We start from the raw sequence: 23,718 nt of genomic DNA on the forward strand, positions 1-23,718 counted from the left end.
CGTCCCGGCACCGGTTCGCACCAGTGTCCACCCGCACCACCTGACCTGGCCGAGCACCATCTCCCACACACCACTCACCAAGGAGCACACATGCCACGCCCCGTCACCCTGTTCACCGGCCAGTGGGCCGACCTGCCGTTCGAGGAGATGTGCCAGCTCGCCTCGGGATGGGGCTACGACGGCCTCGAGCTCGCCTGCTGGGGCGACCACTTCGACCCGTGGGCGGCGGTGGAGGACGACTCCTACGTGCCGGCCAAGCTCGAGATGCTGAAGAAGTACGACCTCCAGGTCTTCGCGATCAGCAACCACCTCAAGGGCCAGGCGGTGTGCGACGACCCGATCGACGCGCGGCACCGCGACATCCTGCCCGACCGGATCTGGGGCGACGGTGATGCCGAGGGCGTGCGCCAACGCGCCGCCGAGGAGATGAAGATGACCGCCCGGGCTGCTCGCAGGCTCGGCGTCGACGTCGTGGTCGGCTTCACGGGGTCCTCGATCTGGAAGTACGTCGCGATGTTCCCGCCCGCCTCCCAGGCGCTCGTCGACGCCGGCTACCAGGACTTCGCCGACCGGTGGAACCCGATCCTCGACGTCTTCGACAGCGAGGGCGTCCGGTTCGCCCACGAGGTCCACCCCTCCGAGATCGCCTACGACTACTGGACGACGGTCGATGCGCTCGAGGCGATCGGGCACCGCGAGGCCTTCGGCCTCAACTGGGACCCCTCGCACTTCGTGTGGCAGGACCTGGACCCCGTGGGATTCCTCTGGGACTTCAAGGACCGGATCTACCACGTCGACTGCAAGGACGCGAAGCGCCAGGTCGGCAACGGGCGCAACGGCCGGATGGGCTCCCACCTCGCATGGGCGGACCCGCGCCGGGGCTGGGACTTCGTGTCCACCGGGCACGGTGACGTGCCGTGGGAGGCGTCGTTCCGGATGCTCAACACGATCGGCTACGACGGACCGATCTCCGTGGAGTGGGAGGACGCCGGCATGGACCGCCTCGTGGGAGCCCCCGAGGCGCTGGAGTTCGTCCGGCGCCTCGCCTTCGACGCCCCGACGGCCGCCTTCGACGCCGCCTTCTCGACCTCGTCGTGAGGCCGTCGCCGTGACCCGCACGACCTGCCGGGCCCCGGGCTCACGGGGGCGTCGTGCCGTCGCCGCCGTCCTGACGGTGGTCGGGCTGCTCCTCGTCTGGGCGCCCGTGCCGCCTGCGGCGGCGCACGACGAGCTGCTCTACTCCGACCCGTCGGAGTCCGGGGTCCTCGAGGTGCTGCCGTCGCGGGCGATCCTCACGTTCACCGGGCCCGTCGCCGAGGTGCACGAGGTCGCGGTGACCGGCCCCGACGGGAGTGTGGCCAACGGCGCTGCGACGCTCAGGGGTGCCGAGGTCCGGCAGAACCTCTGGGCCGGACCGGACGGGGCCTACACGCTGACCTACGACGTGGTGTCGGCCGACGGGCACGAGGTCGCCGGCGAGATCCGCTTCCAGGTCGGAGCTGCTGTCGCGGCCGGTGAGGGCGCGGAGTCTGCGTCCTCACCGGCCGCCTCCGCGGACGGACGCCCCGCGGCGGTCGTCGTACCGCTGGCGATGGTGCTGGTCGCGGGCGCCGGCGCGCTGCTCCTGTGGCGCCGCCGGCGCCCTGCTGCCTGACCCCGGCAGCTCCCTCACCTGCCGGATAGGGCGTCAGCGCCGTCGGCGACCCGGAGCCGCGGTCTCGTCGGCCTCGGGGAGCTCCACCTCGCCGATCATCTCCTCGATCTGCTCCGTGCTGAGGCCGACGGCCATCGCCCAGTAGAAGATGACGAGGCTGAAGGCCGCCACGACGACGGCGTCCCAGCCGAAGGGCACCAGCGCCGACGCACCGTTCGGTCCGAAGTCGGAGATGTAGACGATGACGCCCATCCCGACGAGGTAGACCGGCAGCCAGGAGGCGGCACGCCACTCGAGCGTGGGCCGGTGCTCGTTGAGGTGCAGCACCCGGTTGGCGATGAGGATCACGTAGCCGATGACGATGGACACGCCCAGCTTCCAGTCGGTCGTCCACCCGGTCCAGAGGATGATCAGGTTCGCGATGACGAAGGCGAGCGGGGCCAGGACCTCGGCGGCCGGCAGCCGGTAGGGCCGGTCGGCGTCGGGCAGTCGTCGGCGGAAGACGCCGAGCGAGAGCGGGGCGCCGCCGTACATCAGGACGGACGCGCTGGTGATCAGGCCGACGAGCGACTGCCAGCTCGGGAACGGCAGGAAGCAGATGCACCCGGTCACGAAGGCGGCGAGCAGACCGGCCCACGGGACGCCGCGGCGGTTGACCCACTCGAAGACCGACGGCACGTAGCCGTTGCGGGAGAGCCCGTACGCCAGCCGCGAGCTGCCGGTGGTGTAGATCAGGCCGGTGCCCGCGGGGATGATGATCGCGTCCGCGTAGATGATCGTGGCCAGCCAGCCGATCGACAGCAGCGTCGCCACTTCGGCGAACGGTCCGGTGAAGGTCGTGTAGAGGCCCTGACCCGTGGCGTTCCACGTCTTGCCGATGGCGCTGCTCGGGAGGGCGAACAGGAACGAGATCTGCAGCAGGACGTAGATGACGGTGCCGATCAGCACCGAGCCGATGATGGCGAACGGCACGTCACGCTTGGGGTTGCGCGCCTCGCCGGCCAGCTGGTCGGCCTGCTCGAACCCGAGGTAGCTGAAGATGATGCCGCCGGTCGACACGGCGGTGAAGATCCCCTTCAGACCCGCCGGGGCGAAGCCGTCCGCGGCGGTCAGGTTGCCGGGGTGGAAGTTGACGATGGCGAGCACCAGGATGGTGAGCAGCGGGATGGCGATCTTCCACCAGGTCGCCGCGCTGTTGGTCGCCGCCAGCCGTCGCACACCGAGGAAGTTGATCGCCGTCAGCAGTGCCATGAGCACGATCGCCACGACGATCCCGGTGGCGCTCAGCACCGAGGTCTCGGGGTCGATCCAGGAGTCGGCGAAGGAGTAGTGCCCGGCATAGGTGAGCATCGCCGAGACCTCGATCGGAGCCACGGTGGCCGCCTGCAGCCAGGAGATCCACCCGAACGACGCCCCGGCGACGCCTCCGAACGCGTAGTGCGGGAAGCGGGCGGTGCCGCCCGACACGGGATACATGCCGCCGAGCTCGGCGTGCACCAGGGCGAGGACCACGATGGCCACGCCGCCGATGATCCAGGCGATGATGGCGGAGGGCCCCGCGACGATCAGTGCGTCCTTGGGGCCGAAGAGCCAGCCGGACCCGATGATCGAGCCCATCGAGGCCCACCATCGGTCACATTTCTCGTTCTAGGCCTGCTACCTGAGAGGAAACGCACGTTCGGCTGAGAGCACGCGAAGGCACTCCACCGACTCAGGCCGGAGGCTTCACCGCCAGCACCGCGCAGTCGGCCCCGAGCAGGATGCGCTGCGCGACGCTGCCCATCAGCAGCTTGCCGACCGGCGAGCGCCGGCGCAGGCCGATGACGATCAGGTCGGCGGACACCTCGCCCGCGACGGAGAGCACCTGGTCGCCGACGTCGGCGCCCATCGAGCGGCGTACGTCGACCTCGATCCCGGAGCCGCCCAGCTCGGCCGCCAGCGCGGCGACCTGCTCGTCGTCGGCGTACCTCTCGTCCACGAGCGCGTCGCCGCGGGTGGCGTTGACCACCACGACCCGGCCCTCACGGAGCCTCGCCTCCTCGATCGCGCGGGCCAGCGCGGCCTCGCCGTACTCGTCGGGCGTCCAGCCCACCACGATGGTCGTCATCGCACCTTCTCCTCTTCGGTCGATTCCTCGATGTCGGCCGCCACCGCGGCGGGCGCGGGCCGCACCCGGCGGACGACGAGCGGAGCGATCACGGCGATCGCCACGATGACGTAGATGACCACCGCGAGCGGCTCGCTCCAGAGCGCCGAGACCTCACCCCCGGAGATCGCCATCGCCTCACGCAGGCGGAACTCCATGAGCGGGCCGAGGATGACGCCGAGGATCAGCGGCAGGACCGGCAGTCCGAAGCGCCGCATCATCAGGCCGAGCAGTCCCATGACCAGCAGCAGGAAGAGGTCGAACGCCTGGATGTTGGTGGCGTAGGCACCCAGCGCGGCGAAGAACAGGATGCCGGCATAGAGCTGCGGACGGGGGATGCGCAGCAGCTTGGCCCACATCGGCGCGAGCGGCAGGTTGAGCACCAGCAGGAGGAAGTTGCCGATGAGCAGGCTGGCCAGCAGCACCCAGACCAGCTCGGGCTGGTCGGTCATGAGGCCCGGGCCGGGCTGGATGCCGTAGCCCTGGAGCGCGGCCAGCATCACGGCCGAGGTCGCCGTCACCGGGAGGCCGAGGGCGAGCAGCGGCACGAACGTGCCGGCGGCTGCGGCGTTGTTGGCGGCCTCGGGACCTGCGACACCCTCGATGGCGCCTCTGCCGAACTCGTCGTCCCCGCCCCTGCGCCCGGCGAGCTTCTTCTCCGTCAGGTAGGAGAGGAACGTCGGGAGCTCGGAGCCACCGGCGGGCAGCGCACCGAACGGGAAGCCGTAGGCGGTGCCGCGCAGCCACGGGCCCCACGACCGCTTCCAGTCGGCGCGCCCCATCCACGGACGCCCGACGGGGATCACGTGCAGCGGGCTGCGGCGCAGGTGGGCGGCGACCCAGAGCGCCTCGCCGAGGGCGAAGATGCCGACGGCGACCACGACGACGTCGATGCGGTCGGCGAGCAACGGCTGGTCGAAGCTGAGCCGCGACTGGCCGGTGTTGAGGTCGAGCCCGACCAGGCCGATGGTGAGGCCGAGGAACAGCGAGATGAAGCCCCGCATCCACGACCCGCCCAGGACGCTGGTGACCATCACCATCGACAGCACCATCAGCGCGAAGTAGGACGGCGCCCCGATCTTCACCGCCACCCCGGCCAGCGCCGGAGCGAAGAAGACGACGAGGAGGGTGCCGATCGTGCCGGCGATGAAGGAGCCGATGGCGGCCGTGGCGAGCGCCTGCGCGGCTCGCCCGGCCTTGGCCATGCGGTTTCCCTCGAGCGCCGTCATCACCGACGCGGACTCACCCGGGGTGTTGAGCAGGATCGAGGTGGTCGACCCGCCGTACATGCCGCCGTAGTAGATGCCGGCGAACATGATGAAGGCGGGGACGGGATCGAGCCCGTAGGTGACCGGGAGCAGCAGCGCGATGGCCATGGCCGGGCCGATGCCGGGCAGGACGCCCACGAAGGTGCCGAGGAAGACGCCGATCGCGGCGTAGAGCAGGTTCTCCGGGGTGAGGGCGGCACCGAAGCCGTCCAGCAGGAGGTTGAGGCTGTCCATCAGAGCACCCCGTCCAGGATCCCGGCCGGGAGGATGACGCCGAGACCCTCGTGGAAGCCGTACCAGCTGGCGACGGCGAGCACGAGTCCGACGAGCACGTCACGCACGAGCGTGCGGCTGCCGAGCGACCACGCTGACCCGGCGAAGAGGATCGCGCCGCTGATGGCCCAGCCGAGGACGGAGACGGTCAGGACGGTGAAGAGCAGCACGCCGGCGAGCTTGGCGACCGTCATCCAGTCGGCCTTCTGGTGCAGGTCGACGTCCTCGCCGCCCTCGGCCTCGGCCACGCTGCCGCGGAAGGTGGCCACCGTGAGCAGCACGCCGAGCGCGGCGGTGACAGCGCCGATGACGTAGGGGAACAGACGCGGTCCGACCGGGTCGCCGAAGCCGATCTTCAAGGTGGTGGCGTCGTAGAACGTGTAGGCGCCCACCACGATCAGCAACGCGGCCAGGCCGAGCTGGGCCATGTCGCGGTCGGGTGCCGCCGGCGTGGGCGCGTCAGGTGTCTGACGGGCGGTGTCGAGTGGTGTGCTCACAGCAGGTCCAGCTCCTCGAGGGTGGTGGCGACACGCTCGTCCTGCTCCTGCAGGAACGCCGTGAAGTCGTCGCCGGTCTTGAACTCGTCGATCCAGCCGTTGTCGGCGAGGGCCTGCTGCCACTCGTCGGTGTCGTGCATCTCCTCGAGCATCCCGATGAGCTCGTCACGGCGCTTCTCGCTGATGCCGGGGGGCGCGAAGACGCCGCGCCAGTTGGTGAAGACCAGGTCGATGCCCGACTCGGTCAGCGTGGGCGAGTCGCTGATGCCCTCGCCCTTGAGCCGTTCCTCGCCGGACACAGCCAGCAGCCGGAGCTCGCCCGAGGCCAGCTGGCCCGTGAACTCGCCGACCCCGGAGAAGCCGACGTCGATCTTGTTGCCGAGAAGGGCGCTGGTGAGGGGGCCGCCACCGTCGTACACGACGTAGCGCACGTCGCGCGGATCGATGTCGACGCTGCCGGCGAGCTGCATCGGGAAGAGGTGGTCGGGCCCGCCGGGGGACGACCCGCCACCCACCACGATCGAGCCCGGGTCGTCCTGCCAGGCCGACACCAGGTCGTCGATGGTCTTGTACGGCGAGTCGGCCGGGACCAGCACGCCCTCCTGGTCCTCGATGAGCTGGGCGAGCGGAGTCGCGTCGTCGAGCTTGTAGGGGGCACCGAAGGAGTAGAGCGAGCCGACGACGCCGAGGCCGGCGGTCATCATCGTGCGCTCGTCGCCCTCGGCGTTCATGAGCCGGGTCATGGCGACCGAGCCACCGGCACCGATCACGTTGGTGACCTCGAACGAGCCACCGGTGATGTCACCCTGCTCCATGATCGCGACAGCCGCGCGGCCGGTCTGGTCGTAGCCGCCGCCGGGGCTGTTGGGGATCAGCATCGTCAGGTCGCTGCTCGCCGCACCGCGGGTGACCCCGCACCCGGTGGCGAGGAGCAACGCGCTGCTGAGGGCCACGACGGTGGCGAGCGCTCGCCTCGTCCGATGGCGCACCATGTGCACTCCGATCTCTCGATGTCTCGATGTCTCGCGCCGGGCTCGACAGGGTCCGACCCGACGATGGTGGAGACTTCGTGTGGTGCTCGTCACGCTTGGGAAAGCAATGGAGGTTGTGGAACTTGTGGTCACGCTCACGATGGCGTCCGGCGACCCTCGCCGGCCAGTTCCTCGTGCTCCAGGTCTCGGTGCTGCTGGTCGTGGTGGTGGTGGCGAGCGTGGTCTCGGTGCAGCAGAGCGACGCCGACTTCCGAGCCACCCGGGGTGCCGCGATGCGCGACGCTGCGGAGCGACTGGCCAACGACCGGTTCGTCCGGTCGACCGTCCGCACCGGCACGGTCGCCGAGAACCGTGGGGCTCTGGCCACCATCACCCAGGTGACACGCGACAGCTACCAGGCCAGCGGGGTCTACATCGCCGCACCTGACGGCACGGTGCTGGTCAGCAGCGACTTCGCCGGGCGCGGCGAGCGGCTCGACCTGCTCGGAGGCCCTGCCCAGCGCCTGCGGGCGTGGACCGGCGACGTGGACGACTTCGGCACCTCCTCGATCGCCGCGCAGGTGCCGATCATCAACCGTCGGCTCGAGCTGGTCGGCATCGCGATGGTGACCGAGGAGTACGCCACGTGGCGTGAGCGGGCCCGCAGCGTCCTGATCGACGTGGTGCCGGTGGCCGGGCTGGGCCTCGGGCTCGGGATCGCCGGGTCGCTGCTCCTCTCGCGCCTCATCCGGCGCCGCACCCGTGGGCTCGAGCCCGCCGCCATCGCGGCCCTGGCCGACCAGCGCGAGGCGCTCCTGCACTCGCTGCGCGAGGGGGTCTTCTCGGTCGCCGTCGACGGCACCGTGACGATGCTGAGTGACAGCGCGCGCGAGCTCGTCGGCATCGAGGGCGACGTCGAGGGCCGGCGTGTCGACGACCTCGACCTCGACCCTGCCGTGCGAGGGCTGCTCGCCGACGACGCCGAGATACGCGACCACGTGGTGGTGGTCGACGACCGGCTGCTGGTCGTCAACCGCACCCCGGTCGTCGAGGGCGGTCGCCGCGTCGCCTCGGTCACCACGCTGCGCGACCGCACCGAGCTGCTCGCGCTGCAGAGCGAGCTCGACGCCCGCGAGTCGATCACGAACACGCTGCGCGCCCAGACCCACGAGTTCCACAACCAGCTCCACACCATCTCCGGTCTCGTCCAGCTGGGGGACTACGACGAGGTGGCGCGGTTGGTCGGCACGATCCGTCGTCGCCGGGCCGAGATCTCCGACGCCGTCCTCGCGCACGTCGAGGATCCCGCGGTCGCGGCGCTGCTGATCGCCAAGACCAGTCTCGCGGCGGAGCGCGGCGTCGACCTCCGGGTCAGCGACGCCAGCGACCTGCCACGCCTGGACCACGAGTCGTCCACCGACCTCGGCACCGTGCTCGGCAACCTCGTCGACAACGCCGTGGACGCCTCCGTGTCGGTCGGCGGGACGGCCGTCGAGGTCGACCTCCGGCTCGACGACGGCGCGGTGCACCTGTCGGTCAGCGACACCGGGCCCGGCGTCCCGGCGGAGGTGGTCGGCGAGATCTTCCGGCGCGGCTGGAGCTCGAAGGCGCCGACGGTGGGCGGACGGGGGGTCGGGCTGGCGCTCGTGCAGGTGGTCTGCGAGCGTCGGGGAGGCAGCGTCGAGGTCCGGTCCGGGGCCGACAGCGGCGCCGTGTTCGACGTACGGCTGCCGGGGGCGTGGGAGGACGTGGAGGTGGACGCACTGTGAGCGACGTCAACGTGCTCGTCGTCGACGACGACTTCATGGTGGCGCGGATCCACACGCAGTTCGTCGAGCGCACCCCGGGCTTCGTCGTGGTCGGGGTCGCCAGCACCGGCCAGGCCGCCCTCGACGACGTCGCGCGCCTGCGGCCCGACCTCGTCCTGCTCGACGTGCACCTGCCGGACATGACCGGCATCGACGTGCTGCGCCGCCTGCGTGCCGGTGGGGACGACGTCGGCGTGCTGGTCGTGACGGCGGCGCGCGAGGCCGACACCGTGCGCGCCGCCGCGTCCGGGGGAGCGGTGCACTACCTCGTCAAGCCGTTCGACTACGACGACCTCCGCGTCCGGCTGGAGTCCTTCCGCGCAGCGCACCTGGCCCTGTCGGGCACCGGCGCACCGGGCCAGCAGGACATCGACGCGGTCTTCGGTGCGAGGGCGACCGCACCGGCCGCCGCCCTGCCCAAGGGCCTGAGCCTCGAGACCGCCGACCTGGTCGAGGCCGCGCTGCGCGAGTCCGGCGAGCTGTCCGCCGCCGAGTGCGCCGACGCCGTCGGGATCTCGCGGGTGTCGGCGCGCCGCTACCTCGAGCACTTCGTGGCGCGCGGCACGGCCACGGTCCGGTTGCAGTACGGAGGAGCCGGACGGCCCGAGCGGCGCTATCGCGTTGGCTGAGGGTGCCCGCCCCGCACGAGCCGCCGTGTCCGTTTTCCGCTGGTGCGGCCGTGGTGCTCGCGAGAGACTGGACGCATGACGCCGACCGGACACCTCGACACCGAGGCCTGCTACCGCGCGGTCCAGAGCCGCGACCGTCGCTTCGACGGGGTCTTCTACACCGCCGTCCGGACGACGGGGATCTACTGCCGGCCCTCGTGCCCGGCGCGCACTCCGGCCGAGCACAACGTGACCTTCCACGCCACCGCGGCCAGCGCCCACGCGGCCGGCTACCGCGCCTGCAAGCGCTGCCTGCCGGACGCGACGCCCGGCAGTCCCGAGTGGGACGTCGCCGCCGACGTCGCCGGGCGCGCGATGCGGCTCATCGCCGACGGACTCGTCGACCGGGAGGGGGTCGACGGGCTGGCCCGCCGGGTCGGCTACACCTCACGGCACCTGGGTCGGCTGCTGACCCAGGAGCTCGGCGCCACGCCGCTGTCCCTGGCGCGCGCCCGTCGGGCCCAGAGCGCGCGGGTGCTGATCGAGACCACCGACCTGCCGTTGACCGACGTGGCCTTCGCCGCCGGGTTCTCCAGCGTCCGCCAGTTCAACGAGACGCTCCGCGAGATCTACGCCTCCTCGCCCAGCGAGCTGCGCGGGCGCCGCCTGCGCCTCGACCTCGGAGGTCGCGCCGGGAAGGACAGGACGTCGGGCATCGCGTCCGGCGGCGCCGTCTCGATGCGGCTTCCGGTGCGCACGCCTTTCGCGGGCCGCCGACTGCTCGACTTCCTCGCCTTCCACCTGGTGCCGGGCGTCGAGGTCGCGGCCCCCGGGTGGTACGCCCGCACGCTCGACCTGCCCCACGGGCCGGGCACCGTCCGGCTCGAGCTGGCCGACATCCCGGCCGGCCCCGGGACCGCCTCGGTGTTGGCCCAGTTCTGGCTCGACGACCTGCGCGACACGGCAGCCGCCAGCGAGCGCGTACGCCGACTGCTCGATGCCGACTGCGACCCGCGCGCGGTCGACGAGCACCTCGGCGCGGACCCGGTGCTGGGCGACCTCGTGCGAGCGACGCCGGGACTTCGCGTCCCCGGCCAGGTCGACGGTGACGAGACGGCCGTCCGGACGGTCATCGGCCAGCAGGTCAGCGTCACCGGGGCACGCACCGTCGCGGGTCGCATCGTCGCCGAGCACGGCCGCGAAGTGGGCTCGCCGGTGCCCGGACTCACCCACCTGTTCCCCGACGCGACGATCCTGGCGGACGTCGACCCCGAGACGCTCCCGATGCCGCGGGCGCGGGGACGCGCCCTGGTCGGACTCGCCGCAGCGCTCGCCGACGGCACGGTGGTGCTCGACCGCGGCCCCGACCGCGACGACGTACGCCGCTCGCTCATGGCACTGCCGGGCATCGGCGCCTGGACCGCCGACTACGTCGCGATGCGAGCGCTCGGCCACCCCGACGCCTTCCTGCCCACCGATCTCGCCGTGCGCCGGGTGCTCGCCGACCTGGGAGGCTCGGTCGACACCGAGCGGTGGCGTCCCTGGCGCAGCTACGCCCTGATGCACCTGTGGAACCCGCTGATGCCCGACACCCCCGCTCCGCAGGAGAACTGAGATGTGGACCGTGATGCCCTCGCCCATCGGCGACCTGCGCATCGTCGAGCGCGACGGCTCGATCGTCGCGATCGAGTTCTCGCCGTTCACCCCGCCCGCGGACGGTCGCCCGCTCGGTGCCCGCCAGGACGACGAGCCCCTGCTCGTCGAGGCGGTGCGCCAGCTGACGGCGTACTTCGCCCGTGAGCTCACCGTCTTCGACCTCCCGCTGGCGGCGGTGGGCACCGACTTCCAGCACCGGGTGTGGGAGCAGCTCGAGAAGATCGACTACGGCGAGACCGCGTCCTACGGCGAGATCGCCGGCAAGCTCGGCATGACCAATGCCGCCTCGCGTGCCGTCGGCCTGGCCAACGGCCGCAACCCGATCCCGATCGTGGTGCCCTGCCACCGCGTCATCGGCGCGAACGGCACCCTCACCGGGTACGCCGGTGGGCTCGAGCGCAAGCAGCAGCTGCTCGAGCTCGAGCAGGACGCGCTCTTCTGAGGCTCACCCGCCCGCAGTGCCACCGATCAGGTCGAGCACGTCGTGCACGTGACGGTGCAGCTCTGGTCCCGACAGCGGTGGCAGCCGCATGAACCAGCGGTAGAAGATCGGCGCCAGGAGCAGCTCTGCGGCGCGCGGCGGGTCGAGCGAGCCACCCGCGGCGAGCACGGCGTGGACGTGCGCGAGCTGAGGCTCCAGGAGCCGCTCGCGATAGTCCCGGGCGACCGACTCGTCGGTCTGGATGATCGCGGAGATCGCGCGCAGGAGAGAGGCGTGCGGCTCGGCGCTGATCTCCGTGATCGCGGCCTTCAGCATCTGCTCGAGCTGCCCCGGCAGGTCGTCGGCCGTGCCCGGTGCCGACGGCTCGCCGCCGGTGGCGAGCAGGGCGTCGAACAAGAGGGCCGGGATGCCGGGCCACGAGCGGTAGAGCGTCTGCTTGCCCACCCCGGCCCGAGCGGCGATGCCCTCCATGGTCAGGGCGGTCGGTCCCCGCTCCGCAGCCAGCTCGAGGACGGCGGAGTGCACCCGCACGACGGTGCTGGTGCGTGCCATGAGGGCACGCTACCAAACGAGACGATGCGTCTCGTTTGTGCTTGGATGAGGGGATGAGTGAGACGAAGACCTGGTTCATCACCGGTGCGAGCCGCGGGCTCGGGCTCGCCCTCACGCGAACGGCGCTCGACGCCGGTCACCGGGTGGTCGCGGTCAGTCGCAGTGGCACCGCGGGCGAGGCCCACGAGCGCCTGTCGACCCACGCCCTCGACGTGCGCGATCGCACGGCCTGTCGCGACACGGTGGCCCGGGCGGTGCGTGAGGGTGGCCGGATCGACGTGCTGGTCAACAACGCCGGCCACGGGCTCGTCGGCGCGGCCGAGGAGGTCGGCGAGTCCGAGGCCCGCGAGATCCTCGACGTGGACCTGCTCGGTCCCCTGTGGCTCACGCAGGCGGTGCTGCCGGTGATGCGGTCGCAGCGCAGCGGCCACGTCGTGCAGGTCTCGTCGGTGGGTGGCGTCGGATCGATGCCGTTCCTCGGGCTCTACAACGCCGCGAAGTGGGGTCTGGAGGGCTTCTCCGAGGCCCTGGCAGGCGAGGTTCGTCCGTTCGGGATCCGTGTGACGCTCGCCGAGATCGGCGGGATGGACACCGCATGGGGGACCGGTGGCATGCAGTTCGCCAGCCCGCTCGCCGAGTACGACGCCGTGCGTGAGCAGGTCCTGGGCTCGGCCTCGGTCCCGTGGGACGTCGCGCCTGGCGCCACCAGTGGTGGCACCGATCCGTGGGCGATCGCGAGGGAGCTCCTCGACCTCGTCGGCGACGAGGACGACGAACGACTCCGGGTGCTGCTCGGCGAGGACGCGCCGGGTCAGGTGGCCCAGGTCTTGGGGATGCGTCTCGACGACTACGCCCGGGACCGGAGGTTCTCCCTCGGCGAGGACGGACGGACGAGTGCTCAGTCGCGTCGCAGTCCCTGACCGAGCATCGCGCCCGCCACGGCGGGGAAGGCGACGAGGCCGAAGGTGAACGGGACGGTGCCGACGTCCGCAACGAGCAGCTCGCCGAACGACATGGACGAGTCGCGGGGGACCGCGAGGGCGATCCACCAGCCGACGGCCAGCCCGGCGGCCACCGCCACCCACCAGCCGGCGGCCGTACGCGCTCCCTCCCGTCGCGCGTCGACGAGTGCGCCGACGAAACCGACCACGAAGAGTGCGGCGAAGGCGAGGAGGCCGGCGCCGATGCTGGCGTCGCCCGACGCGCTCGTCAGCGGCACCACCAGCCAGGTGTAGGCGGTGAGGGCGAGGCCCAGCACGGCGAGGCGGACGACGATGGCGATGAGGTGTCTCATGGCTCCACCCTGCCCTGCCCGGGTCCGAGACTCCTGGGCCCGGGTGCTCAGACCGAGGGCACCCATCGTGGGTCGCGACCCGACCGAGCCAGCAGCCGCTCGAAGGCCGAGGCGTCCTCGCTGACGGAGGCTGCAGGCCCGAAGAGTCCCGGGGTGCCGGACTCGTCGAAGCCGCTGACGAAGGCCAGGCAGGCCTCCGCCGTCGCGTCGTCGCACGTGTAGGGCTGGCCGGTCGCGCGGGCCAGGTCCCATCCGTGGAGCAGCAGCTCGTCGAGGGCGACCAGTCCGCCGACCTCGCCCGGCAGGTCGACGCCGCCGGCGCGGGTCATGCCCTGCCAGGCCACGGGGTCGCGCCAGGCGGCGGTCATGGCGGGCACCTGTGTCGCGAGGGCTTCACGCCAGCCCGGCTCGACGTCGGGCCAGCCGCCGTCGTCGGGACTGGTGTCGGTCACGGGCCCGAGGTCCTTGTCGGCCGCGGCCCGGAAGGCGAGCGTCAGGCCGACGAGGTGCTGGAGCAGCTGGCCGACGGTGCGCCCCTCGCAGGGCGTCGGGGCGCCGAGCCGGTCGTCGGCGACCTCGGCCGCCACCTCCACCAGCCGTTCGCCCGCAGGAACCAGATCCACGAGATCGCTCATGGAGCCCAGCCTGCCGCAGCCCGTCGCCTCCGGCCAGTGGCGACGAGGGTTGCGGCGGATCGCTGCCGGGAAGGGGTCAGGCCTGCGAGGTGCCGCCACTGCGGGCACCGGTCGGCGAGGCTGGCGGCGGACGACGTCGGATGGTGCGCCGCGTCTGTCGTACGCCGCCACCGTGGGCGAGCAGCTACTCCGAGGCCGCGCGGCGCAGGGACTCCGAGAGCCGGTCGGCGGCGGCCAGGACGGCGGGTGCGTGCATGCGGCCCGGCTGACGCGAGAGCCGCTCGAGCGGGCCGGACACCGACACGGCGGCGATGACCTTGCCGCCGGGGGAGCGCACCGGGGCGGAGACCGACGCGACGCCCTGCTCGCGCTCGCCGACGGACTGCGACCAGCCGCGTCGACGGATGCCGGACAGCGCGGTGGCGGAGAAGGCGGCGTTCTGCAGGCCGCGATGCATCCGCTCGGGGTCCTCCCAGGCCAGCAGGATCTGGGCGGCGGACCCGGCGTTCATGGTCAGCTGCGATCCCACGGGGATGGTGTCGCGCAGGCCGGAGGGCCGCTCGGCAGCGGCGACGCACACGCGGTGCTCGCCCTGGCGGCGCCACAGCTGGGCGGACTCGCCGGTGATGTCGCGCAGGCGGGCCAGGACCGGACCGGCGGCCGCCAGGAGGCGGTCCTCGCCCGCGGCGGCGGAGAGCTCGGAGAGACGGGGGCCCAGGACGAAGCGGCCCTGCATGTCACGGGCGACGAGCCGGTGGTGCTCCAGCGCGACAGCGAGGCGGTGCGCCGTCGGTCGCGCGAGACCCGTGCCGGCCACCAGGCCGGCCAGCGTGGCCGGTCCGGCCTCCAGTGCGGCCAGCACGAGTGCGGCCTTGTCGAGAACGCCGACACCAGATCCGTTGTCCATATGGCGATACTCTCATCTCAGAGAGTGGGATGCAAGATGTAGCGTCGGCGATGTCGCACCGCACGAGCAGAAGGAGTTTGCGCCATGGGCAAGACCCTGTCCGAGAAAGTCTGGGACGAGCACGTCGTCCGCAGTGCCGCCGGAGAGCCCGACCTCCTCTTCATCGACCTCCACCTGCTGCACGAGGTGACCTCGCCCCAGGCCTTCGACGGCCTCAGGCTCGCCGACCGTAGCGTGCGCCGCCCGGACCTGACCCTCGCGACCGAGGACCACAACGTCCCCACGATCGACTGGGACAAGCCGATCGCCGACCCCGTCAGCCGCACGCAGGTCGAGACGCTGCGCAAGAACTGCGCCGACTTCGGGGTGCGCCTCCACCCGCTCGGCGACGTCGAGCAGGGGATCGTGCACGTGGTCGGTCCGCAGCTCGGGCTGACCCAGCCTGGCATGACGATCGTGTGCGGCGACTCCCACACCTCGACGCACGGTGCCTTCGGGGCGATCGCCTTCGGCATCGGCACCTCCGAGGTCGAGCACGTCCTGGCCACCCAGACGCTGACCCAGGCCAGGCCGAAGACGATGGCCGTCACCGTCAACGGCAGCCTGCCCGAGGGCGTCACCGCCAAGGACCTCGTGCTCACCCTGATCACGCACACCGGCACCGGCGGCGGCCAGGGCTACATCGTCGAGTACCGCGGCCAGGCCATCGAGGAGCTCTCGATGGAGGGCCGGATGACGGTCTGCAACATGTCGATCGAGTGGGGTGCCAAGGCCGGGCTCATCGCCCCCGACCAGACCACCTTCGACTACATCGAGGGCAAGCCGGAAGCGCCGAAGGGTGCCGACTGGGACGCGGCCGTCGCCCACTGGAAGACGCTGCGCACCGACGACGACGCCGTCTTCGACCAGGAGATCGAGCTCGACGCCTCCACGATGACGCCGTTCGTCACCTGGGGCACCAACCCCGGCCAGGGCGCTCCGCTCGGAGCGAGCGTGCCGAGCCCCGACGACTTCGACGAGCCCAACGACAAGGTCGCGACCGAGAAGGCCCTGCAGTACATGGGTCTCGAGGCAGGGACGCCGCTGCGCGAGGTCAAGGTCGACACGGTGTTCGTCGGCTCCTGCACCAACGGCCGCATCGAGGACCTGCGCCTCGCAGCCTCGATCCTCGAGGGCCGCACGGTCGCCGACGACACCCGGCTGCTCGTCGTCCCGGGATCGGTCCGTGTGCGCCTCCAGGCCGAGGCCGAGGGCCTCGACCGGATCTTCATCGCCTCGGGCGCCGAGTGGCGCGGCGCCGGCTGCTCGATGTGCCTGGGCATGAACCCCGACCAGCTCGCTCCCGGTGAGCGCAGCGCGTCCACGTCCAACCGCAACTTCGAGGGACGCCAGGGCAAGGGCGGGCGTACGCACCTCGTGTCCGTGCCCGTCGCCGCGGCCACCGCGGTGCGCGGCACCCTCTCCAGCCCGGCCGATCTGCAGGAGGTCTGACCCCATGGACAAGTTCACGACGCACACCGGCGTCGGCGTCCCGTTGAAGCGCAGCAACGTCGACACCGACCAGATCATCCCGGCGGTCTACCTCAAGCGCGTGACGCGCACCGGCTTCGAGGACGGACTGTTCGCCGCATGGCGCGGCGACCCGGACTTCGTGCTCAACGACCCGACGTACGCCGCCGGGTCGGTGCTCGTCGCCGGCCCCGACTTCGGCACCGGCAGCTCGCGCGAGCACGCCGTGTGGGCCCTGCAGAACTACGGCTTCAAGGCCGTCATCTCCTCGCGCTTCGCCGACATCTTCCGCGGCAACTCCGGGAAGGCCGGTCTCCTCGCGGCGCAGGTCGACGAGAAGGTCGTGCAGCGCCTGTGGGACTGGCTCGACGACAACCCGGGCGGCGAGATCACTGTCGACCTGGAGAGCCGCACCGTCCGCGCCGGAGTGGGTGAGGACGTCGTCGAGGACTCCTTCGACATCGACGACTACACCCGATGGCGCCTGCTGGAGGGCCTCGACGACATCGGCATCACCCTCGGCCACGACGCCGACATCACCGCCTTCGAGGCCTCGCGGCCGAGCTGGAAGCCCGTCACCGTCTAAAAAACCCCTACGAATAAGGGCGATGGTGATTGTTCTCGTCGTTGCATGTGCCTAGCGTGCGACGGAGAAGGTCGAGCACGGGCTCGACTTCCAGGTTCATTGGAAGGGAAGCTAGTGAACAAGACAGAGCTCATCGACGCGCTGGCCGCGCGTTACGAGGGGAACCGCAAGCAGGCGGCACACGCATTGGAGTCGGTGCTCGACACCATCACGCGTGAGGTGGCCAAGGGCGAGAAGGTCGCGATCACCGGCTTCGGCTCGTTCGAGAAGGCCGTTCGCAACGCACGCTGGGTCCGCAACCCGCAGACCGGTGAGCGGATCAAGTCCAAGAAGAAGTCCGTGCCGAAGTTCTCCGCGGGCAAGGAGCTCAAGGACGTCATCTCGGGTGCGAAGAAGCTGCCCAAGCTGACCGCGGCCACGATGCCGAAGCCGCCCGCCAGCGTGCGCGCTGCGGCTGCTGCGGTGACGGGTGCCGGTGCGACCAAGAAGGCCGCGCCTGCCGCGAAGAAGTCCGCTCCGGCCAAGACGGCTGCGAAGAAGTCGGCGCCGGCGAAGAAGTCCGCGGCGAAGACCACGGCCACGAAGAAGAGCGCGGCCAAGGCGCCGGCCAAGAAGGCGCCGGCCAAGAAGGCCCCCGCGAAGACCGCGGCTGCCAAGAAGTCGGCACCGGCCAAGAAGACGGCGGCGAAGACCACCGCCACGAAGACGACCGCCGCCAAGAAGGCTCCGGCCAAGAAGACCGCCGCCAAGAAGGCTCCCGCGAAGAAGGCTCCGGCCAAGAAGACCGCGAAGAAGTCCTGATCCGCAGCAGTCCTGCGACAGCGGAAGGCGGGTCACCCCTCTGGGGTGGCCCGCCTTCCGCTTGCCCGGGACGTGTGCGGCCCGACGCCCGCCACGAGGGCCGCGTCGAGGTCGGCCGCGTCGTCGACGTCTCGGCGCACGCTGGTCGCGTCCGTCCCGACCTCGACCGCGCCGGCGCCGGCGTGCCGCTCGGCCGAGGCGGGCCCGAACATCGGGGCGAAACCCGCGCCAGGAGCGGCGTACAGCGTCGTTCCCGTGCCGACGAGGTCGCGCACGAACACCGCGGCGTCGCCGGCCGAGGCCCGGTCCAGGACCTCACGCAGGACGCCGGCCAGCTCGATCGGCCGCAGTCCCGGCAGGTCCGCGCACAGTGCGACGGGCACGGCGCCCGGCCACCGGCGTACGACCTCCGCGGCGGCCTGGACGAGGGTGGCGTTGAGGTCGTCGCTCGTGCCGTCGGGCATCACCTCGGCCCCGAGGTCGCGCATCGACGCGGCCAGGCGGAAGTCGTCGGTCACCACGAGCACGACATCGGCGCCGGGGGTCGCCACGGCGGCCTGCACGGTGTCGAGGGCGAACGCCTCGGCGAGGTCGCGGCGCACGTCGTCGGGCAGCCCGGCATCGATCGGGCCGACGAGGCGGGTCTTGCCGAGCTTCGGTGGCTTGACGGGTACGACGACCACGCATCGGGTCGGTGCGGGGTTCGTGGACATCGTGGCGATCCTCTCACCGCGCACCAGCGCACCAGCGCGCCGCCGCCGTCGTTCGGGCAGCGGGACCGAGTAGCCTGCTCGCGACGCAGGGAGCGTCGGCACGGTGACCACCACAGGGGAGGACTGACGGGTGCGCGTCAGGAAGCTCGAGCGGAAGCGCGGCTGGGCCTTCGTCGTCGCCGCCGGCATCCTCAAGCCGACACTGCTGACCGCGACCTCACGCACCTGGATCGACGGCGAGAAGATCCCCGCCTCGGGCGGCTGCATCGTCGCGCTCAACCACATCTCCCACGTCGACCCGCTGCTGTCGGCGCACTTCGTCTACGACCACGGGCGGCTGCCGCGCTACCTCGCGAAGTCGAGCCTGTTCTCCAACACGTACCTCGGCGGGTTCCTCACGTCGGCGGGCCAGATCCCGGTCGAGCGGCTCACCCGCAACGCGATCGGGGCCTACGACGCCGCCGTGCGCGCGATCGGCGAGGGTGAGTGCATCGTGATCTATCCCGAGGGCACCCTCACCCGCGACCCCGACCTGTGGCCGATGAAGGGCAAGACCGGCGCGGCGCGGATCGCCCTCGCCACCGGTTGTCCGGTGATCCCGGTGGGCCAGTGGGGGGCTCAGGAGATCCTGCCGCCCTACACGAAGACGCCGCACCTGGTGCCGCGCAAGCACGTCACGATGAAGGCCGGGGACCCCGTCGACCTGGCCGACCTCGTGGCGGCGCCGCACACCCCGGAGGCCACCGCCGTGGCCACCGACCGCATCATGGCTGCCATCACCGGGCTCGTGGAGGACGTCCGCGGGGGGACCGCGCCGGCGGTGCGTCTCGATCCGCGCCAGCGTGGCCTGCGCGAGATCGGGAACCCCCACGACGACGAGGACCACACCAGGAAGAGGAAGCGCAGCCGATGACCGAGCCCAGGACCAAGGTCGCCGTCTTCAGTGCCGGATCGTGGGGCACCGCCTTCTCGCTGGTCCTCGCCGATGCCGGCAACGACGTGTCGTTGTGGGCGCGCCGTGACGACGTCGTGGAGGCGGTCAACGACCGTCGGGAGAACACCGACTACCTGCCCGGCATCGAGCTGCCGCCGTCGATCAGCGCGTCGACCGATCCCGAGCAGGTCGCGGCGGACGCCGACGTGGTCGTGCTGACGGTGCCCTCGCAGAGCCTGCGCGAGAACCTCACCGCCTGGGCGCCGATCATCCCCGAGAAGGCGACGATGGTCTCGCTGATGAAGGGGGTCGAGCTCGGCTCGCTGATGCGGATGAGCGAGGTGATCCAGGAGGTCACCGACGCCTCGGCCGACCGCATCGCCGTGATCAGCGGCCCCAACCTGGCTCGCGAGATCGCCCGCCGCGAGCCGGCCGCGTCGGTGGTCGCGTGCGTCGACGAGGACCGGGCCAAGCAGCTCCAGGCGATCACGCACGGGCCGTCGTTCCGGCCCTACACCTCGGTCGACGTCCTCGGCTGCGAGATCGGCGGCGCCTACAAGAACGTCGTCGGCCTCGCCGTGGGCATGGCCGTCGGTCTCGGCTTCGGCGACAACACCACGGCCTCGGTGATCACCCGCGGCCTCGCCGAGACCGCGCGACTCGCGACCGCGCAAGGCGCCAACCCGCTGACCCTGATGGGCCTGGCCGGACTCGGTGACCTCGTCGCGACCTGCTCCTCGCCGCTCTCGCGCAACCGCACCTTCGGCGAGCGCCTTGGGCAGGGCATGACGACCGAGGAGATCTACGGCTCCACCCGCCAGGTCGCCGAGGGCGCGAAGTCGTGCAAGTCGCTGCTCGCCCTTGCCGAGCGCACCGGCGTCGACGCCCCCATCGCGCAGGCGGTGGACGCCGTCGTCGACGGTCGGATGACCGCGCTCGACATGATGAGCTCGTTCATCGCGCGCGACACCAAGGCCGAGAGGGACTGAATACTCTCGTGGGGTAGTCCGCATCAAAGTTCCGGTCCCGATGCCCGATCTGGCGGAACTCTGATGCGGACTACCCCACGGGTGGAGTCCGGCGGCCCGGGACGTCATGGGAATCGGCGGTCCGAACCGGGATCTCTCAGGACGTCGCGAGCGCCCGGACGACCTCGCAGGCCCGACCGATAGCCGTCGGCGCTGTCCACGGCAGGTGCTCGACGTAGCACGCCTCGGAGGCGTCTGGATCCCGGCCGATGGCGGGCACGCCGGGTGATGAGTCCATGCCCGTTCCTCGTCGCGCCACGACGAAGCGTTGCACGGTGCTAGCCGACGCACCCGTCGAGCGCGGTCCTGAGGTCGTCCCAGAGGTCGTCCACGTCCTCGATGCCCACCGACAGCCGCACCAGTCCCTCGGGGATGGTCGCGGCCTCGGCCTTCCAGCGACGGCGACGCTCGAGGCTCGACTCCACACCGCCGAGCGAGGTGGCGTGGATCCACAGCCGGGTCTTGCGGCAGAGCAGGTCCGCGGCCATCTCGCCCTGGGCCAGCACGATGCTGACGATGCCGCCGAAGCCGGGGTAGCGCACCTCCGAGAGCGCCGGGTGGTCGCCCAGGCGGCGTACGAGCTCCTGGGCGTTGGCCTGCGACCGCTCCACGCGCAGGTGCAGGGTGCGCAGCCCCCGCAGCGTCAGCCACGCCTCGAACGGGCCGGGGATCGCACCGACGAGGTCGCGGCGGCCCTTGAGCACGCCGAAGAGCTCGTCGTCGCGCGTCATGATCGCGCCCATCTGTACGTCGCTGTGGCCGGCGAGGTACTTGGTGGCGGAGTGCACCACGAGGTCGACGCCGTCCTCGAGCGGGCGCTGGAGCAGGGGAGTGGCGAAGGTGTTGTCGACCACGACGTAGGCCCCGGCCTCGTGCGCCGCCGCGGTGATCGTCGCGATGTCGGCGACCTCGAGCGCCGGGTTGGTCGGCGACTCCAGCCACACGAGAGCGGCGTCCGCGCAGGCCGCGACGACGGCCTCGGTGTCGGTGATGTCGACGAGCTCGGCGCGCAGCCGGCCGCGGGCCTCGAGGTCGGCGAGCTGCATGACCGTGCCGGTGTAGGCGTGCCGAGGCACCACCACCGTGCCGTCGGCGCCGACCAGGTCGAGCACGGTCGCGACCGCGGCCAGGCCCGAGGCGAAGGTCAGGCAGCGCCCGCCCTCGAGCTGTCCGAGGGCGTCCTCCAGCGCGGTCCAGGTCGGGTTGCCGTAGCGGCCGTACTCCACCTCGCCACCGGCGACGTAGGTGGCGGCCATGGTGATCGGCGTGTTCAGCGGAGCGTCGGGCACCCGGTCGGGGCGGCCGGCAGTCACGGCCAACGTCGACGGGGCCAGTGTGCTGGGCTTGAGCGGTGAGTCTGCGGCCATGGGCGCCAGCGTAGGTGGATAGGGTCATGGCGATGAACGACACCTCTGCCGACAAGACTCCGGACCAGACCCCGCGCAAGCCCCGCGTCGCCGTCGTCTTCGGTGGACGCTCCTCCGAGCACGGCATCTCGTGCGTCACCGCCGGCAGCGTGCTCGCGGCGATCGACCGCGACGCCTACGACGTGGTCCCCGTCGGGATCGCGACCGACGGCCGGTGGGTGCTCGAGGCCGACGAGCCCGCGCGGCTCGCGATCCGTGGCACCGACCTCCCGGAGGTCGACGCCGAGCGCTCGCCCGTCGCCCTGATGGGCGCCACCACCGGCACCGACCTCGTGGTCACCGAGCCGACCAGCGTCCCGTCGGTCATCGGCGAGGTCGACGTGGTCTTCCCGCTGCTCCACGGCCCGTGGGGCGAGGACGGCACCCTGCAGGGGCTGCTCGAGATGGCCGCAGTGCGCTACGTCGGCTCCGGCGTGCTGGCCTCGGCCATCGGGATGGACAAGGCCTACATGAAGGTCGTGCTGCAGGCGGCCGGGCTCCCGGTCACCCCGGGCATCGTCGTCACCCGCTCGGAGCTCAAGCAGGACCCCGTCGGCGTACGCGCACGGGTGGAGGCGCTCGGCTTCCCCTCCTTCGCCAAGCCCGCCCGAGCCGGGTCGAGCATGGGCATCAGCAAGGTCCACGACGCCTCCGAGATCGAGGTGGCGCTCGAGGAGGCCTTCCGCCACGACCCCAAGGTGCTCGTCGAGCAGTCGATGGAGGGCGGCCGTGAGGTCGAGTGCGGGGTGCTCGGCACGATCGAGGGCCCGCCCGAGACCTCCCGCCCGGGCGAGGTCCGCACCGGCGGCGACCACGAGTTCTACGACTTCGAGGCGAAGTACCTCGCCGACCAACAGACCGAGATCGACATCCCCGCCGACCTGCCGGCCGAGACCGAGCAGGAGCTCCGCGCGATGGCGGTGCGCGCCTTCGAGGCGCTCTCGTGCGAGGGCCTGGCCCGCGTCGACTTCTTCGTGATGCCCGACGGCTCGCTCGTGATCAACGAGCTGAACACCATGCCGGGCTTCACGCCCACGTCGATGTATCCGCAGATGTGGGCCGCGTCCGGGCTGACCTATCCCGAGCTGGTCGACCGGCTCGTGCAGCTCGCCCTGCGCCGCGACACCGGCCTCCGCTGACGCCTGCCTCGAGCCCCAACGCGCTAGAGGCAGGACAGGCCCTCACCGAGGTGCTCGGTGAGCGCCGGCGCCAGCTCGGCCAGCGCGCGGTCGATCCCGTCGGTGCGGTAGTCGGCGGGCACCTCGACCTCGACGTAGGGCTCCAGGCTGAGGGCGATCGGTGTCGCGTCGTCGCGAAGGTCGGAGAGCTGGCCCGCAGGGACGTACCAGCCGACGCCGGCGATGACGCTGCACTCGGCCGTGGGCTCGTAGTCGGTCGGCTGCCGCACGCCGCACGTGAGGACGTACGCCGGATCACCCCACGCGGCGCCCAACGCACCCGCCGGCTCGACGTCGCGCCGCTCCTGACCGGCGAGCGTGTCGGGCAGGTCGGCGACCAGCGCCTCGCAGGCGGCGCGGTCGGACCCGGACAGGTCGGGTGGGTCGTCGATCTCGATCGTGCTGCTGCACGCCGCCAGCGCCAGGAACGCCGCAGACGCGACGACGCCCCGGCCCGAGGGGCCGGGGCGTCGTCGCTCGGGCACGTGTGGCCTGGTCCGGGGCTGCAGGACCAGGCTCAGATGTGGACGACCGGGCAGGTGAGCGTGCGGGTGATGCCGTCGAGGTTCTGGACCTTCGAGACGACGAGCTTGCCCAGCTCGTCGACGTTCTTGGCCTCGGCGCGGACGATCACGTCGTAGGGACCGGTGACGTCCTCAGCGAGCGTGACGCCGTTGACCTGGGCGATCTCGCGGGCGACCTCGGCGGCCTTGCCGACGTCGGTCTGGATCAGGATGTAGGCCTGGACGACCATCGTGGACTCCTCGGTCTCGTTCATCGGGTGTGACCGGCACAACCTACCGCGCGGCGCAGGTCACCCGACAGGGGCCGGGTGACAGTGGTCACCCGGCC

At 71.7% G+C, this 23,718-nt stretch carries 27 protein-coding genes; 13 read left to right on the forward strand and 14 right to left on the reverse strand.

Annotation, left to right across the window (positions count from 1 at the left end; genetic code table 11):
• Window positions 1-90 precede the first annotated feature (90 nt).
• Both IEZ25_RS01245 and IEZ25_RS01250 read left to right on the forward strand, forming a co-directional pair.
• Window positions 91-1,098, forward strand: a complete 1,008-nt coding sequence (locus IEZ25_RS01245) for a sugar phosphate isomerase/epimerase family protein (protein ID WP_191197576.1) — start codon at window positions 91-93, stop codon at window positions 1,096-1,098.
• Between the two features lie 10 nt (window positions 1,099-1,108).
• The gene (locus IEZ25_RS01250) at window positions 1,109-1,654 is read left to right on the forward strand and encodes a copper resistance CopC family protein (RefSeq protein ID WP_191197577.1); all 546 of its coding nucleotides are present in this window, start codon (window positions 1,109-1,111) and stop codon (window positions 1,652-1,654) included.
• A 33-nt stretch (window positions 1,655-1,687) separates the two neighbouring features.
• On the opposite strand, the gene IEZ25_RS01255 is transcribed toward IEZ25_RS01250, so the two are convergent.
• The 5 genes from IEZ25_RS01255 to IEZ25_RS01275 form a co-directional block, all read right to left on the reverse strand.
• Window positions 1,688-3,271: an APC family permease gene (locus tag IEZ25_RS01255; RefSeq protein WP_191197578.1), complete on the reverse strand. Its 1,584-nt coding sequence runs from the start codon at window positions 3,269-3,271 to the stop codon at window positions 1,688-1,690.
• 94 nt (window positions 3,272-3,365) lie between these two features.
• Window positions 3,366-3,761 carry a universal stress protein gene (locus IEZ25_RS01260; RefSeq protein WP_191197579.1) on the reverse strand — a complete coding sequence of 132 codons (396 nt, stop codon included), beginning with the start codon at window positions 3,759-3,761 and terminating at the stop codon, window positions 3,366-3,368.
• The gene (locus IEZ25_RS01265) at window positions 3,758-5,302 is read right to left on the reverse strand and encodes a tripartite tricarboxylate transporter permease (protein WP_191197580.1); all 1,545 of its coding nucleotides are present in this window, start codon (window positions 5,300-5,302) and stop codon (window positions 3,758-3,760) included. Before IEZ25_RS01265 ends, IEZ25_RS01260 begins: the two co-directional genes overlap by 4 nt.
• The gene (locus tag IEZ25_RS01270) at window positions 5,302-5,838 is read right to left on the reverse strand and encodes a tripartite tricarboxylate transporter TctB family protein (protein WP_318151976.1); all 537 of its coding nucleotides are present in this window, start codon (window positions 5,836-5,838) and stop codon (window positions 5,302-5,304) included. Before IEZ25_RS01270 ends, IEZ25_RS01265 begins: the two co-directional genes overlap by 1 nt.
• On the reverse strand, window positions 5,835-6,830 hold the full coding sequence (locus tag IEZ25_RS01275) for a Bug family tripartite tricarboxylate transporter substrate binding protein (RefSeq protein WP_191197581.1): 996 nt from the start codon (window positions 6,828-6,830) through the stop codon (window positions 5,835-5,837). Before IEZ25_RS01275 ends, IEZ25_RS01270 begins: the two co-directional genes overlap by 4 nt.
• Window positions 6,831-6,952: 122 nt before the next feature.
• Here IEZ25_RS01275 and IEZ25_RS01280 point away from each other — a divergent pair, with 122 nt between their 5' ends.
• From IEZ25_RS01280 to IEZ25_RS01295, 4 genes are all read left to right on the forward strand, one after another.
• On the forward strand, window positions 6,953-8,578 hold the full coding sequence (locus IEZ25_RS01280) for a sensor histidine kinase (RefSeq protein WP_224748260.1): 1,626 nt from the start codon (window positions 6,953-6,955) through the stop codon (window positions 8,576-8,578).
• Window positions 8,575-9,246, forward strand: a complete 672-nt coding sequence (locus tag IEZ25_RS01285; RefSeq protein WP_318151977.1) for a response regulator — start codon at window positions 8,575-8,577, stop codon at window positions 9,244-9,246. Before IEZ25_RS01280 ends, IEZ25_RS01285 begins: the two co-directional genes overlap by 4 nt.
• A 75-nt stretch (window positions 9,247-9,321) precedes the next feature.
• Window positions 9,322-10,839: an AlkA N-terminal domain-containing protein gene (locus tag IEZ25_RS01290; RefSeq protein ID WP_191197583.1), complete on the forward strand. Its 1,518-nt coding sequence runs from the start codon at window positions 9,322-9,324 to the stop codon at window positions 10,837-10,839.
• A 1-nt stretch (window position 10,840) separates the two neighbouring features.
• Entirely contained in the window at window positions 10,841-11,323 is a 483-nt protein-coding gene (locus IEZ25_RS01295) for a methylated-DNA--[protein]-cysteine S-methyltransferase (protein WP_191197584.1), read from the forward strand.
• Window positions 11,324-11,326: 3 nt separating this feature from the next.
• Here IEZ25_RS01295 and IEZ25_RS01300 read toward each other — a convergent pair whose 3' ends face one another.
• Window positions 11,327-11,875 (reverse strand): TetR/AcrR family transcriptional regulator, encoded by a 549-nt coding sequence (locus tag IEZ25_RS01300; protein WP_191197585.1) that lies wholly within the window; start codon window positions 11,873-11,875, stop codon window positions 11,327-11,329.
• 53 nt (window positions 11,876-11,928) lie between these two features.
• On the opposite strand from IEZ25_RS01300, the gene IEZ25_RS01305 reads away from it, so the two are divergent.
• Window positions 11,929-12,795, forward strand: a complete 867-nt coding sequence (locus tag IEZ25_RS01305) for an SDR family NAD(P)-dependent oxidoreductase (protein WP_191197586.1) — start codon at window positions 11,929-11,931, stop codon at window positions 12,793-12,795.
• Here IEZ25_RS01305 and IEZ25_RS01310 read toward each other — a convergent pair.
• The 3 genes from IEZ25_RS01310 to IEZ25_RS01320 form a co-directional block, all read right to left on the reverse strand.
• The gene (locus IEZ25_RS01310; RefSeq protein WP_191197587.1) at window positions 12,774-13,169 is read right to left on the reverse strand and encodes a hypothetical protein; all 396 of its coding nucleotides are present in this window, start codon (window positions 13,167-13,169) and stop codon (window positions 12,774-12,776) included. The genes IEZ25_RS01305 and IEZ25_RS01310 overlap by 22 nt on opposite strands.
• 47 nt (window positions 13,170-13,216) lie before the next feature.
• Window positions 13,217-13,804 (reverse strand): TIGR03086 family metal-binding protein, encoded by a 588-nt coding sequence (locus IEZ25_RS01315; RefSeq protein WP_191197588.1) that lies wholly within the window; start codon window positions 13,802-13,804, stop codon window positions 13,217-13,219.
• 184 nt (window positions 13,805-13,988) lie between these two features.
• Window positions 13,989-14,711 (reverse strand): IclR family transcriptional regulator, encoded by a 723-nt coding sequence (locus tag IEZ25_RS01320; protein ID WP_191197589.1) that lies wholly within the window; start codon window positions 14,709-14,711, stop codon window positions 13,989-13,991.
• 84 nt (window positions 14,712-14,795) lie between these two features.
• On the opposite strand from IEZ25_RS01320, the gene leuC reads away from it, so the two are divergent.
• From leuC to IEZ25_RS01335, 3 genes are all read left to right on the forward strand, one after another.
• Entirely contained in the window at window positions 14,796-16,202 is a 1,407-nt protein-coding gene (gene leuC, locus IEZ25_RS01325; protein WP_191197590.1) for a 3-isopropylmalate dehydratase large subunit, read from the forward strand.
• A 4-nt stretch (window positions 16,203-16,206) separates the two neighbouring features.
• Entirely contained in the window at window positions 16,207-16,806 is a 600-nt protein-coding gene (gene leuD, locus IEZ25_RS01330; protein WP_191197591.1) for a 3-isopropylmalate dehydratase small subunit, read from the forward strand.
• A gap of 114 nt (window positions 16,807-16,920) precedes the next feature.
• Window positions 16,921-17,607 (forward strand): HU family DNA-binding protein, encoded by a 687-nt coding sequence (locus tag IEZ25_RS01335; protein ID WP_191197592.1) that lies wholly within the window; start codon window positions 16,921-16,923, stop codon window positions 17,605-17,607.
• A 32-nt stretch (window positions 17,608-17,639) separates the two neighbouring features.
• Here IEZ25_RS01335 and cofC read toward each other — a convergent pair whose 3' ends face one another.
• A complete protein-coding gene (gene cofC / locus IEZ25_RS01340) occupies window positions 17,640-18,320 on the reverse strand; it encodes a 2-phospho-L-lactate guanylyltransferase (protein ID WP_191197593.1) in 681 nt (226 codons plus the stop codon).
• A 130-nt stretch (window positions 18,321-18,450) separates the two neighbouring features.
• Here cofC and IEZ25_RS01345 point away from each other — a divergent pair, with 130 nt between their 5' ends.
• Window positions 18,451-19,233, forward strand: coding sequence for a lysophospholipid acyltransferase family protein (locus tag IEZ25_RS01345; protein ID WP_191197594.1), 783 nt, complete (start codon window positions 18,451-18,453; stop codon window positions 19,231-19,233).
• Window positions 19,230-20,243, forward strand: coding sequence for an NAD(P)H-dependent glycerol-3-phosphate dehydrogenase (locus IEZ25_RS01350; RefSeq protein WP_191197595.1), 1,014 nt, complete (start codon window positions 19,230-19,232; stop codon window positions 20,241-20,243). Before IEZ25_RS01345 ends, IEZ25_RS01350 begins: the two co-directional genes overlap by 4 nt.
• A 136-nt stretch (window positions 20,244-20,379) precedes the next feature.
• On the opposite strand, the gene IEZ25_RS01355 is transcribed toward IEZ25_RS01350, so the two are convergent.
• Together IEZ25_RS01355 and IEZ25_RS01360 are read right to left on the reverse strand one after the other, a co-directional pair.
• Window positions 20,380-20,520, reverse strand: coding sequence for a hypothetical protein (locus IEZ25_RS01355; protein ID WP_191197596.1), 141 nt, complete (start codon window positions 20,518-20,520; stop codon window positions 20,380-20,382).
• 40 nt (window positions 20,521-20,560) lie between these two features.
• Window positions 20,561-21,649, reverse strand: coding sequence for a trans-sulfuration enzyme family protein (locus tag IEZ25_RS01360; RefSeq protein ID WP_191197597.1), 1,089 nt, complete (start codon window positions 21,647-21,649; stop codon window positions 20,561-20,563).
• A gap of 32 nt (window positions 21,650-21,681) precedes the next feature.
• Between IEZ25_RS01360 and IEZ25_RS01365 the strand changes: the two genes are divergently transcribed.
• The gene (locus IEZ25_RS01365) at window positions 21,682-22,827 is read left to right on the forward strand and encodes a D-alanine--D-alanine ligase family protein (protein WP_191197598.1); all 1,146 of its coding nucleotides are present in this window, start codon (window positions 21,682-21,684) and stop codon (window positions 22,825-22,827) included.
• Between the two features lie 23 nt (window positions 22,828-22,850).
• On the opposite strand, the gene IEZ25_RS01370 is transcribed toward IEZ25_RS01365, so the two are convergent.
• The gene (locus IEZ25_RS01370; protein ID WP_191197599.1) at window positions 22,851-23,351 is read right to left on the reverse strand and encodes a DUF3515 domain-containing protein; all 501 of its coding nucleotides are present in this window, start codon (window positions 23,349-23,351) and stop codon (window positions 22,851-22,853) included.
• A gap of 32 nt (window positions 23,352-23,383) precedes the next feature.
• On the reverse strand, window positions 23,384-23,620 hold the full coding sequence (locus IEZ25_RS01375) for an Lrp/AsnC family transcriptional regulator (protein ID WP_090972075.1): 237 nt from the start codon (window positions 23,618-23,620) through the stop codon (window positions 23,384-23,386).
• Window positions 23,621-23,718: the final 98 nt, after the last annotated feature.

This window comes from Nocardioides hwasunensis, assembly GCF_014779665.1.
In the GTDB taxonomy this organism is placed as follows: Bacteria; Actinomycetota; Actinomycetes; order Propionibacteriales; family Nocardioidaceae; genus Nocardioides; species Nocardioides hwasunensis.

What these genes read in the sequence shown, in the direction of transcription:
- IEZ25_RS01300 (WP_191197585.1), bottom strand. Translation starts at nt 11,875, where the DNA reads ATGGCACGCACCAGCACCGTCGTGCGGGTGCACTCCGCCGTCCTCGAG.
- IEZ25_RS01310 (WP_191197587.1), bottom strand. Translation starts at nt 13,169, where the DNA reads ATGAGACACCTCATCGCCATCGTCGTCCGCCTCGCCGTGCTGGGCCTC.
- IEZ25_RS01295 (WP_191197584.1), top strand. Translation starts at nt 10,841, where the DNA reads ATGTGGACCGTGATGCCCTCGCCCATCGGCGACCTGCGCATCGTCGAG.
- leuD (WP_191197591.1), top strand. Translation starts at nt 16,207, where the DNA reads ATGGACAAGTTCACGACGCACACCGGCGTCGGCGTCCCGTTGAAGCGC.
- IEZ25_RS01290 (WP_191197583.1), top strand. Translation starts at nt 9,322, where the DNA reads ATGACGCCGACCGGACACCTCGACACCGAGGCCTGCTACCGCGCGGTC.
- IEZ25_RS01320 (WP_191197589.1), bottom strand. Translation starts at nt 14,711, where the DNA reads ATGGACAACGGATCTGGTGTCGGCGTTCTCGACAAGGCCGCACTCGTG.
- IEZ25_RS01355 (WP_191197596.1), bottom strand. Translation starts at nt 20,520, where the DNA reads ATGGACTCATCACCCGGCGTGCCCGCCATCGGCCGGGATCCAGACGCC.
- cofC (WP_191197593.1), bottom strand. Translation starts at nt 18,320, where the DNA reads ATGTCCACGAACCCCGCACCGACCCGATGCGTGGTCGTCGTACCCGTC.
- IEZ25_RS01255 (WP_191197578.1), bottom strand. Translation starts at nt 3,271, where the DNA reads ATGGGCTCGATCATCGGGTCCGGCTGGCTCTTCGGCCCCAAGGACGCA.
- IEZ25_RS01365 (WP_191197598.1), top strand. Translation starts at nt 21,682, where the DNA reads ATGAACGACACCTCTGCCGACAAGACTCCGGACCAGACCCCGCGCAAG.
- IEZ25_RS01245 (WP_191197576.1), top strand. Translation starts at nt 91, where the DNA reads ATGCCACGCCCCGTCACCCTGTTCACCGGCCAGTGGGCCGACCTGCCG.
- IEZ25_RS01360 (WP_191197597.1), bottom strand. Translation starts at nt 21,649, where the DNA reads ATGGCCGCAGACTCACCGCTCAAGCCCAGCACACTGGCCCCGTCGACG.
- IEZ25_RS01305 (WP_191197586.1), top strand. Translation starts at nt 11,929, where the DNA reads ATGAGTGAGACGAAGACCTGGTTCATCACCGGTGCGAGCCGCGGGCTC.
- IEZ25_RS01375 (WP_090972075.1), bottom strand. Translation starts at nt 23,620, where the DNA reads ATGGTCGTCCAGGCCTACATCCTGATCCAGACCGACGTCGGCAAGGCC.
- IEZ25_RS01315 (WP_191197588.1), bottom strand. Translation starts at nt 13,804, where the DNA reads ATGAGCGATCTCGTGGATCTGGTTCCTGCGGGCGAACGGCTGGTGGAG.
- IEZ25_RS01260 (WP_191197579.1), bottom strand. Translation starts at nt 3,761, where the DNA reads ATGACGACCATCGTGGTGGGCTGGACGCCCGACGAGTACGGCGAGGCC.
- IEZ25_RS01275 (WP_191197581.1), bottom strand. Translation starts at nt 6,830, where the DNA reads ATGGTGCGCCATCGGACGAGGCGAGCGCTCGCCACCGTCGTGGCCCTC.
- IEZ25_RS01265 (WP_191197580.1), bottom strand. Translation starts at nt 5,302, where the DNA reads ATGGACAGCCTCAACCTCCTGCTGGACGGCTTCGGTGCCGCCCTCACC.
- IEZ25_RS01350 (WP_191197595.1), top strand. Translation starts at nt 19,230, where the DNA reads ATGACCGAGCCCAGGACCAAGGTCGCCGTCTTCAGTGCCGGATCGTGG.
- leuC (WP_191197590.1), top strand. Translation starts at nt 14,796, where the DNA reads ATGGGCAAGACCCTGTCCGAGAAAGTCTGGGACGAGCACGTCGTCCGC.